17 protein-coding genes and 1 pseudogene are annotated in these 14,682 nt (G+C 54.6%); 5 read left to right on the top strand and 13 right to left on the bottom strand.

Features of this window, described 5'->3' with window-relative positions:
- Window positions 1-43: 43 nt before the first annotated feature.
- The 13 genes and pseudogenes from ACESNI_RS05415 to ACESNI_RS05355 form a co-directional block, all read right to left on the bottom strand.
- Complete coding sequence (locus ACESNI_RS05415) at window positions 44-220, bottom strand: hypothetical protein (protein ID WP_373085482.1); 177 nt, start codon at window positions 218-220, stop codon at window positions 44-46.
- A 6-nt stretch (window positions 221-226) separates the two neighbouring features.
- Complete coding sequence (locus ACESNI_RS05410; RefSeq protein ID WP_373085480.1) at window positions 227-472, bottom strand: CPCC family cysteine-rich protein; 246 nt, start codon at window positions 470-472, stop codon at window positions 227-229.
- Window positions 473-481: 9 nt separating this feature from the next.
- The gene (locus tag ACESNI_RS05405) at window positions 482-943 is read right to left on the bottom strand and encodes a hypothetical protein (RefSeq protein WP_373085478.1); all 462 of its coding nucleotides are present in this window, start codon (window positions 941-943) and stop codon (window positions 482-484) included.
- Between the two features lie 27 nt (window positions 944-970).
- Window positions 971-1,144: pseudogene (locus tag ACESNI_RS05400) on the bottom strand (RHS repeat-associated core domain-containing protein); the annotation flags it as partial.
- Between the two features lie 57 nt (window positions 1,145-1,201).
- Window positions 1,202-1,414: a hypothetical protein gene (locus tag ACESNI_RS05395; RefSeq protein ID WP_373085476.1), complete on the bottom strand. Its 213-nt coding sequence runs from the start codon at window positions 1,412-1,414 to the stop codon at window positions 1,202-1,204.
- Window positions 1,415-1,427: 13 nt separating this feature from the next.
- Window positions 1,428-2,249 (bottom strand): RHS repeat domain-containing protein, encoded by an 822-nt coding sequence (locus ACESNI_RS05390; RefSeq protein WP_373085475.1) that lies wholly within the window; start codon window positions 2,247-2,249, stop codon window positions 1,428-1,430.
- 76 nt (window positions 2,250-2,325) lie between these two features.
- Complete coding sequence (locus ACESNI_RS05385; protein ID WP_373085473.1) at window positions 2,326-2,721, bottom strand: hypothetical protein; 396 nt, start codon at window positions 2,719-2,721, stop codon at window positions 2,326-2,328.
- A complete protein-coding gene (locus ACESNI_RS05380; RefSeq protein ID WP_373085472.1) occupies window positions 2,702-3,700 on the bottom strand; it encodes an RHS repeat-associated core domain-containing protein in 999 nt (332 codons plus the stop codon). Before ACESNI_RS05380 ends, ACESNI_RS05385 begins: the two co-directional genes overlap by 20 nt.
- Window positions 3,701-3,781: 81 nt before the next feature.
- Entirely contained in the window at window positions 3,782-4,237 is a 456-nt protein-coding gene (locus ACESNI_RS05375; RefSeq protein WP_373085470.1) for a hypothetical protein, read from the bottom strand.
- Between the two features lie 16 nt (window positions 4,238-4,253).
- The gene (locus ACESNI_RS05370) at window positions 4,254-4,766 is read right to left on the bottom strand and encodes a hypothetical protein (RefSeq protein ID WP_373085468.1); all 513 of its coding nucleotides are present in this window, start codon (window positions 4,764-4,766) and stop codon (window positions 4,254-4,256) included.
- A gap of 480 nt (window positions 4,767-5,246) precedes the next feature.
- Complete coding sequence (locus tag ACESNI_RS05365) at window positions 5,247-5,879, bottom strand: RHS repeat-associated core domain-containing protein (RefSeq protein ID WP_373085466.1); 633 nt, start codon at window positions 5,877-5,879, stop codon at window positions 5,247-5,249.
- A gap of 9 nt (window positions 5,880-5,888) precedes the next feature.
- Complete coding sequence (locus ACESNI_RS05360) at window positions 5,889-6,341, bottom strand: DNA polymerase III subunit chi (protein ID WP_373085465.1); 453 nt, start codon at window positions 6,339-6,341, stop codon at window positions 5,889-5,891.
- Between the two features lie 8 nt (window positions 6,342-6,349).
- Complete coding sequence (locus ACESNI_RS05355) at window positions 6,350-7,858, bottom strand: leucyl aminopeptidase (RefSeq protein ID WP_373085464.1); 1,509 nt, start codon at window positions 7,856-7,858, stop codon at window positions 6,350-6,352.
- Window positions 7,859-8,086: 228 nt separating this feature from the next.
- On the opposite strand from ACESNI_RS05355, the gene lptF reads away from it, so the two are divergent.
- The 5 genes from lptF to pdxA all read left to right on the top strand — a co-directional run.
- Complete coding sequence (gene lptF, locus ACESNI_RS05350) at window positions 8,087-9,220, top strand: LPS export ABC transporter permease LptF (RefSeq protein ID WP_373085462.1); 1,134 nt, start codon at window positions 8,087-8,089, stop codon at window positions 9,218-9,220.
- Window positions 9,220-10,314, top strand: coding sequence for an LPS export ABC transporter permease LptG (gene lptG / locus ACESNI_RS05345; protein ID WP_373085461.1), 1,095 nt, complete (start codon window positions 9,220-9,222; stop codon window positions 10,312-10,314). The genes lptF and lptG overlap by 1 nt, the downstream gene beginning before the upstream one ends.
- A gap of 3 nt (window positions 10,315-10,317) precedes the next feature.
- Complete coding sequence (locus ACESNI_RS05340) at window positions 10,318-12,483, top strand: LPS-assembly protein LptD (protein WP_373085460.1); 2,166 nt, start codon at window positions 10,318-10,320, stop codon at window positions 12,481-12,483.
- Between the two features lie 90 nt (window positions 12,484-12,573).
- Window positions 12,574-13,833 carry a peptidylprolyl isomerase gene (locus tag ACESNI_RS05335; protein WP_373085459.1) on the top strand — a complete coding sequence of 420 codons (1,260 nt, stop codon included), beginning with the start codon at window positions 12,574-12,576 and terminating at the stop codon, window positions 13,831-13,833.
- Window positions 13,834-13,857: 24 nt separating this feature from the next.
- Window positions 13,858-14,682, top strand: an 825-nt coding sequence (gene pdxA, locus ACESNI_RS05330; RefSeq protein ID WP_373085458.1) for a 4-hydroxythreonine-4-phosphate dehydrogenase PdxA, incomplete at its 3' end; no start/stop codon positions are given.

Below are 14,682 nucleotides of genomic sequence, written 5' to 3'. Positions count from 1 at the left end.
GAGGCGGAGCCGATGATACTATCCTCCTCGCCGAAGGGTTCGGTCAGCTCGCGTCCCACACAAGGCTCCGGTCCGCATCCGTCATCACTTTCGGCGCGCCCAGATGATCGGGATGAACGTAATTCACCGCCTCCCCGTCATTAGAGACAAATTTCACCGCATCTGCAAAAACCGAGGGCAGGTCATCCACCACCTCGAACCGGATCGCATCCGCCGACAATCATCGTCATTTTGGTATTTCCTCTTGAAGAGGCTGCCTAACATAACGTCGGCACTCATTTTTGATTGCGCCAAATTTCAAGAAATTAGCTTTCGCCTCATTTAAGCTAACTTCATTTGCGCCGCCAACAAAATTCGGATCTTTACCTTGAACCAGATCATCCTCCCAATAACATACAGGGCATATTTCAAAAGTTCCTACAGGCATTTCGTCGAAGGTCAAATAACCACAACATGGACAAGCATATTTCATAATTAGGCCCTACTGATTATTCCAATATTTACTTCCACCTGCAGGCCGAAACATCGTTTTCGGAGCACCTGAGGAATTTTTTACCGCAAACGTATTCGATTGAGGGTTATACAACAGTTTATCACCATTAGGACGTGATTTGGTTAATGTGCCGTTTGGAGGATTTCTGGTAAATTTCTGAGCGCCTTTTACATATTGGCTCGCATTTTGATACTCCGGGAATTGCTTGCCATCCTTCATATAATGATCAAATGCATTCTCCACTGCGTTGCGAGATTTAGTTGATGACCAAAATGGCGGCTTCTTTATCCAACTCCCAATTTTCGTCAGATACCTAAAGCCTTTAAAAACCGGCGGAACGATGCCACCAATACCCCCAGAGATAGCGACACTCGCCCAGTCAACGCATTCCCACTGACCGTCATTCTCATAGAGCTGGAATCCCAAATCAACACCAGCGCCAATTGCCACACCTATCAGGATTGGTACGATGAATTCACCCCTCGGATCCGTATAATTGACCGGATTACCGCTGACATAGCCGTAGGTGTTGATCCCGCCCGCGAGACCGATGGGGTCGGATTGCAGGTAGCGGCCGGTGGTCGGGTCGTAGTCGCGGAAATAGTTGTAATGCAGGCCCGTCTCCGCCTCCAGTCGCTGGCCCGGAAAGCGGTTGTCGTTGGCGGTGAAAGTTATGAGATAAAAAGTTTGAAATCCTTAGTAGCAAAATTAAATTTTAAATGCTTCCCGGCCTTTTGGCGAATCGATCAAAATATCTTCACCGAGTCGTTTCGCGATTGCCGAAAATAAATCTTTGTCAAACTCTTCGTTATCATTTTTAGGAATCTCTATAGAAGTAAACAATTCTTGTCTACCATCTTCATATATCCTGTAAATTATCAATTTAGAATCAGCTTCTATCTTAACTAAATGGTCAAACATTATTTATTTCCCTCTAGTTGTTATATGTATTCAAGGGAGGGATAGGCTTGCCCCTTAAGCATGCCGCATATCGCTCCGTCGCCGATGCGTGACATTTTGCCCCCACTTCGCCACCACGGCTACGAGTTACACCGTTGCATGTATCGGTATCTACTCGCAGAAGTTTTTCGCAATTATCCTCTTCTCCAGTATCCTCATCTTCCATCTTACACTGACCAAGCCCCGGTGTCGCTTTCTCTACCTCCTCATTCGGTAAATTGTTCAACATTTCGCGGAGTTTAGAAAGCGCATCTGATATTGGCTTCGTGCAATTTGTATAAATACACACCGCTATTCCCACGCCTACGGCAGGAAAAACAAGTGCCTGGGCGAACTGCCCATCCGGATCGGTATAATTCACCGGATTGCCGCTGACATAGCCGTAGGTGTTGATACCGCCTGCGAGCCCGATGGGATCGGATTGCAGGTAGCGGCCGGTGGTCGGGTCATAGTCGCGGAAATAGTTGTAATGCAGGCCCGTCTCCACCTCGAGGCGCTGGCCCGGAAAGCGGTTGTCGTTGGCGGCGGAGCCGATGAGGCTGTCCTCCTCGCCGAAGGGAAGGAAGCTCGCATCCCACACAACGCTCCTGTCTGCGTCCGTCATTTTCTGCGGCGCGCCCAGATGATCGGGATGGACGTAATTCACCTCCTCCCCGTCATTGGAGACGAACTTGACGCTGTCCGCAAAGACCGAGGGCAGGTCATCAATCACCTCGAACCGGATCGCATCCGCCGACATATCCCCATCGAGGCTGTCGTTTGAGAGGACAATCTTGTGTCCCTGCCCCAGCTCCATTGTAAGTCAACTACGTACATAAAAGCCGTGTTATTCGAAAAAATTGCACTGGGTCTATATGATAAAATAAATACTATCAGTCCGTCTGTGCTGCTTTTTTCAAAGCTTCCAAAATCTCAGGATGTTTTGAAACTAGCCCAAACAAAGCAATTTGTTGCCCGCCAGCTCCGAAAAGTAAATATTCGCATCCTTCAACTAGGTTGTCGTGCCAAGTTGTCACTATGTCGTATGATCCAGAATCTTCGATCAAATGATCCAATTGATCGTGAAGTCGTTCAGCCTCTACACCCACACAACAAAATTCCTTACATCCAAGTTCGATTAAATCCTTTGCAAGACCCACCACTTCATCGAGTTCTTGCTGGCTAAATGCAGCAACAAGGATTGCAAATGGAGTACTTATGTTCTCGACGGAGAAATCGCTTAATGATCCGATGGCGATTTCTCGATTATCAAAATTTATTATCTGCATAACTGTTCCACAATCCTCCTTTCAGCTTATCAATATTATTCTTAAAAGTTTGTATTTCTTTTTCTAAATGTCGGATGCGCGATTCTTGGGCCGCTCTAATAACAGATTCTGGCTGCCCCTCCATTCCGGGCCTCACCGTGGGGTTCCTTTTGAAATCCGATAGTTTTTGCTCATGCTCAGCAAGGCGCTTCCGAAGCGATCGAATTGCTTTTTCAGTTTGATTGGTAGGGCTTTTATTTCCAGTAGCACCGTCTTTTCCATTTGTACCATTCTCCGCATTAGATCCACGCGGTGGTTTTGTCGGATTAGGCCGTTCAGTCGTTTTCTTGATGGACTGGTACATATTATTCGCGCGATTGACGGCCGCAGGGTAATTCAGACCATACAGTTCGGCTGCAACTCCAGAAATACCCACCGTTGCGCCGAAAGCGCCCCAGTAGGCGACATCCCACCAGTTTACACAGGACCAGTTGCCGTCGTTTATATAGAGCTGGGCCGCCAGATTAGTCCCGGCTCCAACCAAGCCGAGAATGACAGGCACCGGGATTTCCCCGGTTGGATCCGTATAATTCACCGGGTTGCCGCTGACATAGCCGTAGGTGTTGATGCCGCCCGCGAGGCCGATGGGATCGCTTTGCAGGTAGCGGCCGGTGGTCGGGTCATAGTCGCGGAAGTAGTTGTAGTGCAGGCCCGTCTCCGCTTCCAGTCGCTGACCCGGAAAGCGGTTGTCGTTGGCGGCGGAGCCGGTGATACTGTCCTCCTCGCCAAACGGCAGGAAGCTCGCATCCCAGACAAGGCTCCGGCCCGCATCCGTCATCTTCTGCGGCGCGCCCAGATGATCGGGATGAACGTAATTCACCTCCTCCCCGTCATTGGAGACGAACTTCACCGCGTCGGCAAAGACCGAGGGCAGATCATCGATCACCTCGAAGCGGATCGCATCGGCGCTCAAATCGCCATCGAGACTGTCGTTGGACATAACAAGCTTGTGCCCCTGCCCCGGCTCCATCACGAACTTGGTCTGCCATTGAGCATAAAGACAATAACGCCGCGTCTGCTCTTACATAATACATTCAATTTCTATCATTTCGGGAAATGCATCACTTGCAGTAAATACAAACTGCCTTCCGTTATTTGCTTCGATTACGAGAGGAGATTCAATCTCTAGATACTCATCTGTCATATTGACACTCTTAACGCTCGCGCTCTTGATCCCAGAAATAGTTAAATCCGTCAGGGGGCAATCTTTTGGGCATTCAGATAGGTGTTGTCTCGATGGATGAAACATTTTCGATTTTTCCGGAATAGGTGACGTGTCCTCTTCAAATAGGCCCAGAAAAAAAGTTTCTTCGTTCCTCTCAATTGCTGATAGCGCAATCCATTTCTGGGCATTGAGTATCCACAAACCAGAAAGCAAGTAAGTTCCCGAAGACGAGCGCTCCAAGCGTCCGCCAGACACAACAATCTGCTCCCATTTTCCCTTAGTCAGACTATCTAATAGTTTAATTTCAGCCATTACATGGGTTCCTAATTTATTTAAAGTGAATAGTTTCTCCATTAGGCCGTGTTCCTCGTCCAGGCAAATCAAGTCTTGTGGAACCATCAGCATTGAGGCGAATAGTAGTGCCATCTTCCGCGCGACGCATAACGCTATTATTTGGCGTCAAATCTTCTGTTACCTTCTGGCCCCTGGTCTGGTTTCTAAAGATACTCTTTGCCGTCGCCCGGCCGCCCGACAAATCCGTATTTGTTCTTTTATTCGTAACACGAGGATTTTCCCCCATAAGAGGTTTAGTTTCTCCAGAGGCCGGAGTAGCATTTTGAGAACCACCATTCGACCCATTTGGCGTCTGCGGGTTCTCCACGTTAGATCCACGCGGCGGTTTGGTCGGATTAGGCCGTTCAGTCGTTTTCTTGATGGACTGGTACATATTATTCGCGCGATTGACGGCCGCAGGGTAATTCAGACCATACAGTTCGGCTGCAACTCCAGAAATACCCACCGTTGCGCCGAAAGCGCCCCAGCACCTCAAACCGGATCGCATTCGCCGACATTTTCCCGTCGAGACTGTCATGGGACATGACGACCTTGTGTCCCTGCCCCGGCTCCATCACGAATTCGCCGAGCGGCACAGCTAACTAAGCTTTGTTATCGCGCCTAACTATTACCATTCATTTTTCTGACCTTCTTGTAGATCGCAGGAAGCAGATAGAACCACTGCCAGTAGCCAAACAAAAAATAAATTGTCCATATCGTTATTATGTGGGGTATGGAACTGGCTATAACGTCACCGAAACTAGTGAAAATTGCGTCATACACCAGTGTAATGATCAGTGCACATAAAATGCTAATTGGAAATGAGAGTATCAGCATTCCCCAGATCAAAACTACTTCAGCATCACTGTTTGGCTGATCATCAAAAAAATACAAGGTCGCCAGCATTACCACAACAGCTAGAACGGTCCAGCCTAACTTTGCATATTTTATCAAATTGCATTCCTTCCAAAAGAACACTTAAGAAAATTTATAGGTCGCACTGTTTACGGCACTTTTTATGTATATTGTCATCATATTCCTGACAATCGGTACCGAAAGGTATCCCGTACCTAGGCCTAGGTTTCGCCCATTCATCAGTTACACATTTTTCGAAGCATTGATTGTCATCCTGAGTTTTTTCACATTGCTTAGGCTCATAACTATCATCACTTGGCTTTCCTGGGCTTCGCAGCGGGGAGCCACTTCTATCTTGTCCGCCGCATGTAATTTTTCCATTGCGATCAATAACACAAGAGTATTGATGGTAAAGCGGATTGCCTCGAACATCTGGACCAGAGCGAGTCCCGCTTCCCCCCAATCCATTAAGAGGCCTTCTACACTGGTAGGTCTTTAATCCCCTTGGATCCGTATAATTCACCGGATTGCCGCTGACATAGCCGTAGGTGTTGATGCCGCCCGCAAGGCCGATGGGATCGCTTTGCAGGTAGCGGCCGGTGGTCGGGTCGTAGTCACGGAAATAGTTGTAATGCAGCCCCGTCTCCGCTTCCAGTCGCTGACCCGGAAAGCGGTTGTCGTTGGCGGCGGAGCCGATAAGGCTGTCCTCCTCGCCGAAGGGCAGGAAGCTCGCATCCCACACAACGCTCCGGTCCGCATCCGTCATATAAAACCCTCACGCCTTCTTCTGCCAGCCCGTTTCCGTCTGCTGGTAATAGCTGACCGCAACCTCCTGATCTTTCAGCCCTTTCCAGCGCGCCCGCGCGGCGGCGAGGACGGTGTCGTTGTTGCCGTCGAACATATACAGGCAGCGCTCATAGGTGGTGAGGTCGGCGGCGGGGGCGTCGTCGATGAGGACGAGGACGTTGGCGGCGGAGGGGTTCTGGGCCGCATCGAGGGTCAGGAAGATGGGCTGCTCCGCCGGATCCACCCCCTCCCCCTCGCGGGCATGGGGCAGGAAGGACGCGGGCAGGCTGGTCCAGAGGGCGTCATCGAGCAATTCGATCCGCTCCTCCGATACCCCGCGGATAACCACGCGAAAGCCGCGCTCCAGCACCTTTTCAAGCAGACGCGGCAGCGCCTTTTCCAGCGGTTCCGATTGCAGGTGATAGAAGCTGACGTCAGTCACGCGCCCGTTTATTTTCCTTCGTAGTGATCATGGACGAGACGGTCAAGCAGGCGGACGCCATAGCCGGTGCCGCCCTTCGGGACCGTCGGCTTATCGGTGCTGGACCAGGCCATGCCAGCAATGTCGAGATGCACCCAAGGCACGTCATTGACAAATTTAGCCAAGAACTCCGCGGCAACGATGGAGCCCGCGCCGCGCCCGCCGGTGCCGATATTCTGCAAGTCGGCAATCGGTGACTTGATCTGCTTGGCGTAGGCGTCCGACATCGGCAGGCGCCAGACTCCCTCGCCGACCTCCTTGCCGGCGGCGAAAATCCGCTCGGCCAGTTCGTCATTATTGCCGAACATGCCGGCATTCTCATGGCCGAGCGTGACGATGATGGCCCCGGTCAGGGTCGCGAGATTGACCATGAACTCGGGTTTAAAACGGTCCTGCGTGTACCAGAGCGCATCGGCGAGAACGAGACGGCCCTCGGCGTCCGTATTCAGCACCTCGATCGTCTGGCCGGACATGGAGGTGACGATATCGCCGGGCCGCATGGCGTTGCCATCGGGCATGTTTTCAACGCAGCCGATCACACCGACGACATTGATCTTGGCCTTGCGCCCCGCCAGCGCCTTCATCAGGCCGGTCACGGTACCCGCGCCGCCCATGTCCCATTTCATTTGCTCCATCCCGGCGGCGGGCTTGAGTGAGATGCCGCCGGTATCGAAGCAGACGCCCTTGCCGACGAAGGCGAGCGGCTTGCGGCTTGCCTTTTTGCCGGTGGCGCCGTTCCATTGCATGATGACGAGGCGACTATCGCGGGTCGAGCCCTGCCCGACGCCGAGCAGCGCCCCCATGCCGAGCCGCTGCATCTTGGCCTCATCCAGCACCTCAACCTCGATGCCGAGACTTGTCAGCTCAAGGCAGCGTTCGGCGAAGCTTTCCGGATAGAGGCTATTCGCGGGCTCGCTCACCAGATCGCGGGTCAGGAAGACACCCTCGACGATGGCTTCCATATCGGCGAAGGCTTTCCGCGCGACCGCAGAGCTCTTGCAGGACAGGGTCATGCGAACTAGTGTCGGCTCGCTCGTCTCATCGATATCCGTCTTGTATTTCTGGAAGCGGTAGGAGCCGAGCATGGCGCCCATGGCGATGGCGGCGGCGGCATCGCTGGTCCTGATATCGTCGGTGGCGAGCTCATCGACAATGACGGTGACGCTTCTGGCGCCGGCGCTGTTCAGCTTCTTCACCAAGGAGCCGCCCACGGTCTCAAGATCGGTTTGCGACAGCTTCTCCACCTCGCCCAGCCCGAACAGGACGATGCGCGACACCTCCAGCCCGACGGGGGCGAGGATTTCGAGGAAGTTGCCTATTTTTCCCTTAAACCGGCTCGATCCCAGGGCACGCGTAATCGCCCCCTTGGTTATCTTGTCCACGTCCTTCGCGGTCGGCGACAATTCATTATCGGCAAAAACGGCAAGAGCGAGGGACCCCCGTTTGGGGAGAGAGATTTCAGAAAATGCAAACTTCATGAAAATTACCTGTATTATTCGTTTTTGGAAAATGGTTTACGCATCACGACCATGTATTTTTCATAGCGCGTCCGTTGGCGGCTGGCAACAGGCAAAACCTTTCTTTCGCGCCCCGGCCCTCATTTATTGCGGAAATAGTTCACCGCCTTTCAGGGAATTTTCGGCGAATTTCGGGAAATTGCACGGTTCCATCTGGCGTAATGAAAATCACTCGCTATACTCCAGCCTATGAAACATATTAACCGTTATCTTATGAAGCAATTGGCGGTGCCGATGATCTTCATAACCTTTTCGCTGACCGGCGTGATCTGGCTGTCCCAGGCACTGAAGTTTGTTGAAAAGCTGATCAACGGTCTACCTGTCACCACCTTCGCGTATCTCTCTGTCCTGCTGCTCCCCGATATCCTGAAATATACCCTGCTGCTCGGCATTTTCTTCGGCACCCTGTTTGCGTTCAACAAGCTGTATTCCGACAGTGAGCTGATCGTCATGTGGGCGGCGGGCCTGAGCAAATGGGCGCTCGCGCGCCCGGCCCTCTATATGGCTCTGCTGGTGACCTTTTTCCTCTATGTCCTTGGCTTTGTCTTCGCTCCCTACGGCATCCGGACTGTGACCGAACTGCGCGTCGCCTGGCAGGATTCGCTGGCATCCGTGGTCCTGCGCGAGGGGGTCTTCAACTCGCTCTCGAACGATGTCACCGTCTATATCCGCGAGAAAAGCTCAAACGGCGAGATGCTCGGCGTCCTTGTCCATGACGAACGCGACCCGATCCGGCCGGTGACCTATATGGCCGAGCGCGGCGCGTTCATCAAGACCGATGAAGGGCCCCGCTTTGTCATGTATACCGGCAACCTGCAGGAGGTGTCGAAGGACGACGCCAAGCTCAGCCTGCTCTATTTCGATCAATATACCCTCGATATCGCCCAGTTCGAGAAAAAGAGCGATGTCCGCTGGCTTGAACCGAACCAGCGTTATCTCATGGAGTTGATCCACCCCGAAGACACCGAGCGTATCCGCCGTGACCGCTGGAAGCTGGACGCGGAGCTGCACCAGCGGCTGGTATTGCCGCTCTATGCCATTGCACTGGTGTTCATTGCCCTTGCCGGGGTGATGAGCGGCGAATTCACGCGTCGTGGCCGCGGCAAGCGGATCGCGCTGTCGGCAACCGCGGGTGTCGCCCTGTTGATCACCGGCATGGCGCTGTTCCGGGTGACCAGTGAAAGCGGGCTGATCACGCCCGCACTCTATGCCCTGCCCATCGTCGCGACGATTATCGCGGCCTATCTCTCCTCGGGCGGCCGGGTACCGTTTAGCGGTGGTTTTTCCGGGCGCAAGCCGCTTGCCGACGGAGGTCCTAACTGATGCAGGTGCCAGGGTCTCTCTCGCTCTATCTTGGCAAACAGTTTTTAAAGAACGTCGGCGTCATTTTCGCAGTTCTGATGACAATTGTCTTTCTCATCGATTTTATCGAGCTGCTCCGCCGCGCCGGCGATAAGGAGGGGATTGATATTTTCACCATCCTGCAGATGGTCCTGATGCGCCTGCCCACTCTCGGCCAGAAGCTGCTGCCATTCATTACCCTGTTCGGCGGCATGCTGACATTTTTCCGGCTGGCGAAAACGAGCGAGCTCACGGTTATCCGTGCCGCCGGCGTCTCGGTCTGGCAATTCCTGTTTCCGTCACTGACGATTGCCTTTCTCATCGGCATCGTTGCCCTGACGATCATCAATCCTATCAGTGCCGCCATGCGGGCCCATTACGACCAGATGGAAGCCAAGTATTTCGACAAGCAGTCGAGCCTCCTCACCCTCTCGTCGAACGACCTGTGGCTGCGTCAGGTCGATGATGATGGCCTCTCGGTCATTCATGCGCGCGGCGCGATCAATCAGGGCATTGACCTGACCGATGTCATTATTTTCAGGTATGACAACAAGAATGTCTTCACCAGCCGGATCGATGCCGCGCGGGCCATTCTTCATCCTAGGTTTTGGGAACTGGCGAACGTTGTCGTTACCGGACCGAACATGCCCGCCGTGCGCCACGACCGGTTGACCCTGCCAACCTCGCTCACGGTGGTGCAGATACAGGAGAGTTTTGCCTCCCCCGGAACGCTGTCTTTCTGGGACTTGCCTGACTTCATTGCTACGCTGGAACATGCCGGGTTTTCCGGGGCGCGCCATCGCCTGCACTGGTACAGCCTGATGGCCGGGCCGGTCCTGATGCTGGCGATGGTTCTGGTCGCCGCCACCTTCAGTCTGCGGTCCCTGCGTCAGGGGCGGACGGCGTTTCTTGTGATCGGCGGGATTGCGACCGGATTTATCCTGTATTTCATGACTGATATCATTTATGCGCTCGGCCTTTCCGGGAACCTGCCAATTCTGCTCGCCGCCTGGATTCCCGCCATTGCCATCACATTGTTTGGCCTTGCCATGATGTTCCATCTCGAGGACGGATAACCCATGATGCGTGCTGTACAGATTTATCTCATCGCCCTGCTGTTCCTCTGCATCTATCTGCCCCCGGCAACGGCGGCAGAGCCGCAAACCGAACTCGATGTCTCCAAGGATACCGTTCTCACCGCCCGTGATGTCACCTACGACCGGGAGAACGAGCAGGTTAAGGCGAGCGGCAATGTCGAGATCGTTCAGGGTGATCGCATCCTGAAGGCAGACCGGGTCATCTATGACGTTTCCGCTGCCAGCGTTCGCGCTGAGGGAAATGTTGTCCTGCTCGAACCCAACGGGAATGTCCTGTTCGCCGATGAAATGGATCTGCAAGACGAACTTAAAACCGGCGCCATCCACGATTTGCGCATCCTGTTCTCTGATAATTCACGGCTCGCCGCCCATGATGCCATCAAGGTCGACGAGAACCGCACCGTTATGACGAAGGCAGTTTTCAGTACCTGTGAGCCCTGTGAGGAAGATCCGGACCGGTCCCCGATCTGGCAGGTCAAGGCGGGCGAGGTGATCCACGACCGCGACGACAAGACCATCACCTATAAAAATGCTGTGCTTGAATTTTTTGGCGTGCCCGTTTTTTACACCCCCTATTTCTCGCATCCCGACCCGTCGGTCAAACGTGAAAGCGGATTCCTGGCACCGACAATCTTTAACTCTTCGACCCTCGGTCGGGGCGTGAAAATTCCCTATTACTACGTCATTTCCGACGACAAGGACATGACCTTCGCCCCGACCTTCACGACAAAGGAGGGTGTGCAACTGGCGGGCGAGTACCGGCAGGCGGTGAAAAGTGGCGCCTTCAAATTCGATAGCTCCCTCACCTATATCGACGAACGCACCGATAACAATGTGAAAACCGGCGAAAAGGAATTTCAGGGACATATCCGCGGCGACGGGCTGTTCAAAATCAACCCGACCTGGGATTGGGGGTTTGATATTTTTCGCACTAATAATGACACATATCTTACCCGATACGATATCAGCGACGAGGACACCCTGACCTCAACCGCGTTTCTCCATGGCCAGCGCGGCCGGAATTTTTCGAGTTTGCGCGCCTATAGCTTTCAGGGTTTGCGCGAAGACGATGTCTCAAGCCAGACGCCGGTTGTCCCCGCCTGGTTCGATTATTCCTATGTCGGCGAACCCAACGAGTTTGGCGCCCGGTTCAGCGCCAATGCCGATACCCTGATGGTTTATCGCGACGACGGTCAGGATACCAACCGGGTGTCGCTGGAGGGCGGCTGGCACGTCCCCTATACCACGGCAAACGGGCAGGTCCTGACTTTTGACAGCTCTCTGCGCGGCGATGTCTATTATACCCGCGACCAGTTGTCCGATCCGTATGATCCGTCCAGCAAGACCGATGAGGACAGTTTTTCCGGGCGCGTCATTCCTTCTGTTTCCGTCAAGTGGAAATACCCGTTTGTCCGCCAGTCAGGTACGATTCGCCAAACCGTGGAACCGATCGTCGAGGCGGTCTGGGCGGAAGCCCTGGGCGACACGGATACGCCCAACGAAGACAGTATCAGCTTCGAGTTTGATGATACCAACCTGTTTGGCTCCAACCGCTATGCCGGACTCGACGAAGTTGAGGAAGGCGGCCGCATCAATTACGGGCTGAACCTTGGCGTCTATCAGGCTACCGGCGGATATTCAACGCTTCTCGTCGGACAAAGCATCCATATTGGCGGGGATACCGGATTTCAGGACGGGACCGGGCTCGAAGACCAGTTTTCAGACTATGTGACACGATTCGAGATCCGCCCCTCCGAGTATCTGCAGTTCATCAACCGTGCCCGCTTCGGTCATGACCGCCTGAAACTGGCGCGCAATGAGGTCAGCCTGCATGCCGGAACCAGTGACTATTGGTTTGATCTCGGGTATGTCTATCTGCGCGATGATCCCAACGGCATCACCCAGGACAAACGCGAAGAAGTTTATGTCACAGGCAAGGTCAAGCTCGCCAAATACTGGAACGCTTATGGCAGTTATCGCCGCGATCTCGTCGGGACCGGGAATTCGATTGCCGGCCTGTTCGGCCTTGAATATCTGGACGAATGCTTCGGTTTTGCCTTTGAGGCGAAACGCTCCTTTACCCGCGACCGCGATGTCGAGCCGGAAACCCGGTTCGGCATCAAAATCCGGTTACTCCCTTTCAATTAGACGGCAGCCCGGTTTATGATATGGATAGGGCGCGATGACAGCCCCGCAGCTTGCCAGCAACGCGAGACGAACATATAAATGATGAGAGAGATGCGTATCCAAAAAATGATCAAATCGGTGGCCCTTGCTACTTACGCCCTGGCGTTCCTGACGACAGCAGCGGCGGCGCAGGATGTTCAGAGCATTGCTGCCATCGTCAATGACGAGATTATTTCAGGCTATGACCTGAATCAGCGTATTTCCCTGACCATCGCCCTGTCCGGATTTCCCGATACCGATGAGACCCGCAAGCAGCTTGCCACCCAGACCCTTAACCGGCTGGTCGACGACCGCCTGAAAATGCAGGAAGCGGCGCGGTTCAATATATCCGTTAGCGATGATGAGGTCCTCAAGTCGTTCAGTCTTCTCGAAAAGGCAAATAACATGCCGCCGGGCGAGGTCGACAGGATTTTGGAAACCAATCATATTGATCCGGCGACGATGCTGGCCCAGGTTCGTGCCAACCTGATCTGGAACAAGCTCATCGAAGCCCGGATGATGCCGAATATCACCATTTCCGAGGAAGAAATTGCGGCGGTGCAGCAGCGACTGGAAGCCAACAAGGGCAAGACGGAATATCTGCTGAGCGAAATTTACTTGGGCGCCGCGCCCGGGGCGAACGAGAACCAAGTGCGGGGCGCGGTAAACAACCTCGTCGGGCAATTGCGCAGCGGTGCCTCCTTCGCGCGTGCCGCCGCCCAGTTCAGTCAGGGGACCAGCGCCACGACCGGCGGGTCGATCGGCTGGGTCCTTGCCGAGGAAGTGCCGCCCGAGGTCGCCGAGGTCCTGCCCCAGCTCCGCGAGAAGGAAATCTCCGATCCCATCCGCACGGCGGACGGCTATTTCATCGTCTCGGTGCAACGAATGCGGAAAATACTGGAAAGCAACCCCAATGATGTCACCCTCGACCTTACCCAGTTCGTGATCCCGCCCGGTGTCGACGGCGACTTGGAGGCCCAGGAAAAACTGGCTAAAACCATGAGCGGCTTTATCGACAGCTGCGATTATGTTCCCGATGTCCTGACCGAGATCGGGGACTCCGACAGTGGCAAGCTCGGCCGGATCCGACTTGGCGACCTGCCCGACGCCGTCAAGGAGTTACTGAAGGATCTGAAACCCAACGAGGCGTCGGAGCCTTACCATGACGGCGATCTTTATCGGGTGTTCGTCGTCTGTGACCGCGATGACCCGCAAGCGCGCAGTACCGATTTTGAGCAGATCCGGCGGGAAATCATGCTGCGCCGTGCACAAAACCGCGCGCGCGGCTATTTGCAGGATCTCCATAATGCCGCGACAATCGAAATCCGTTGAGCCGCCGGTGAAGGTCCGCCCCGCATGAGCGCCCGGGCGCCGCTTGCGGTCACCATGGGGGATCCCGCCGGGATCGGGATCGAGATCACGGCCAAGGCCTGGCGCGACCGCGATGCAGCGTCCCTGCCCCCCTTTTTCCTGATTGGCTCCCTTTCCGCCATCCGGAGCCGGCTTGACCGCATCAAGCTCGATATCCCGCTCCGCGAGATTGCCGATGCAGCGGAGGCAAAGGCCGTGTTTCCCTCTGCCCTGCCCGTGCTGGCGCTGGGTCCGAATGCCACGGAAACGGCCCAGACCGTCGAGGCCATCCGCCTCGGCACCGAGCTATGCCTCAGCGGTGCCGCCGCCGCCCTCGTCACCAACCCGATCCATAAAAAGCGGCTTTACGATGACGGCTTCACTCATCCGGGTCATACGGAATATCTGGCGGCGCTCACCGGGCGGGAGGGCCGGTCAGTGATGATGCTCGCCTGTCCGGCGCTGAAGGTTGTCCCCGCCACCGTACATGTCCCGATCCGCGAAGTGCCGTCGCACCTGACAATCGCCCTGCTTCATCATGTCGCCAGCACCACCCATACCGACCTGATCGCCCATTTCGGCATTGCCCGCCCACGCCTCGTTGTCGCCGGACTCAATCCTCATGCCGGGGAAGCGGGCAGCATCGGCGACGAGGAAATCACCATCATTACCCCCGCGATTGAGCAGTTGCAGGCTGCCGGACTTGATGTTCGCGGGCCCTTTCCCGCCGATAGCCTGTTCCACGACGCGGCGCGGAAAACCTATGATGCCGCCATCTGCATGTATCACGATCAGGCGCTGATTCCGCTCAAGACCCTCGATTTCGAGGGT

Source organism: Sneathiella sp. (assembly GCF_041689005.1).
In the GTDB taxonomy this organism is placed as follows: Bacteria; Pseudomonadota; Alphaproteobacteria; order Sneathiellales; family Sneathiellaceae; genus Sneathiella.
This window is presented reverse-complemented; position numbering and strand designations above follow the sequence as displayed.

Excerpts from the sequence above, each read along its gene's own strand:
- ACESNI_RS05410 (WP_373085480.1), bottom strand. The coding sequence starts at position 472 with ATGAAATATGCTTGTCCATGTTGTGGTTATTTGACCTTCGACGAAATG.
- ACESNI_RS05395 (WP_373085476.1), bottom strand. The coding sequence starts at position 1,414 with ATGTTTGACCATTTAGTTAAGATAGAAGCTGATTCTAAATTGATAATT.
- ACESNI_RS05390 (WP_373085475.1), bottom strand. The coding sequence starts at position 2,249 with ATGGAGCTGGGGCAGGGACACAAGATTGTCCTCTCAAACGACAGCCTC.
- ACESNI_RS05385 (WP_373085473.1), bottom strand. The coding sequence starts at position 2,721 with ATGCAGATAATAAATTTTGATAATCGAGAAATCGCCATCGGATCATTA.
- ACESNI_RS05380 (WP_373085472.1), bottom strand. The coding sequence starts at position 3,700 with ATGTCCAACGACAGTCTCGATGGCGATTTGAGCGCCGATGCGATCCGC.
- ACESNI_RS05375 (WP_373085470.1), bottom strand. The coding sequence starts at position 4,237 with ATGGCTGAAATTAAACTATTAGATAGTCTGACTAAGGGAAAATGGGAG.
- ACESNI_RS05370 (WP_373085468.1), bottom strand. The coding sequence starts at position 4,766 with ATGCGATCCGGTTTGAGGTGCTGGGGCGCTTTCGGCGCAACGGTGGGT.
- ACESNI_RS05365 (WP_373085466.1), bottom strand. The coding sequence starts at position 5,879 with ATGACGGATGCGGACCGGAGCGTTGTGTGGGATGCGAGCTTCCTGCCC.
- ACESNI_RS05355 (WP_373085464.1), bottom strand. The coding sequence starts at position 7,858 with ATGAAGTTTGCATTTTCTGAAATCTCTCTCCCCAAACGGGGGTCCCTC.
- lptF (WP_373085462.1), top strand. The coding sequence starts at position 8,087 with ATGAAACATATTAACCGTTATCTTATGAAGCAATTGGCGGTGCCGATG.
- lptG (WP_373085461.1), top strand. The coding sequence starts at position 9,220 with ATGCAGGTGCCAGGGTCTCTCTCGCTCTATCTTGGCAAACAGTTTTTA.
- ACESNI_RS05340 (WP_373085460.1), top strand. The coding sequence starts at position 10,318 with ATGATGCGTGCTGTACAGATTTATCTCATCGCCCTGCTGTTCCTCTGC.
- ACESNI_RS05335 (WP_373085459.1), top strand. The coding sequence starts at position 12,574 with ATGCGTATCCAAAAAATGATCAAATCGGTGGCCCTTGCTACTTACGCC.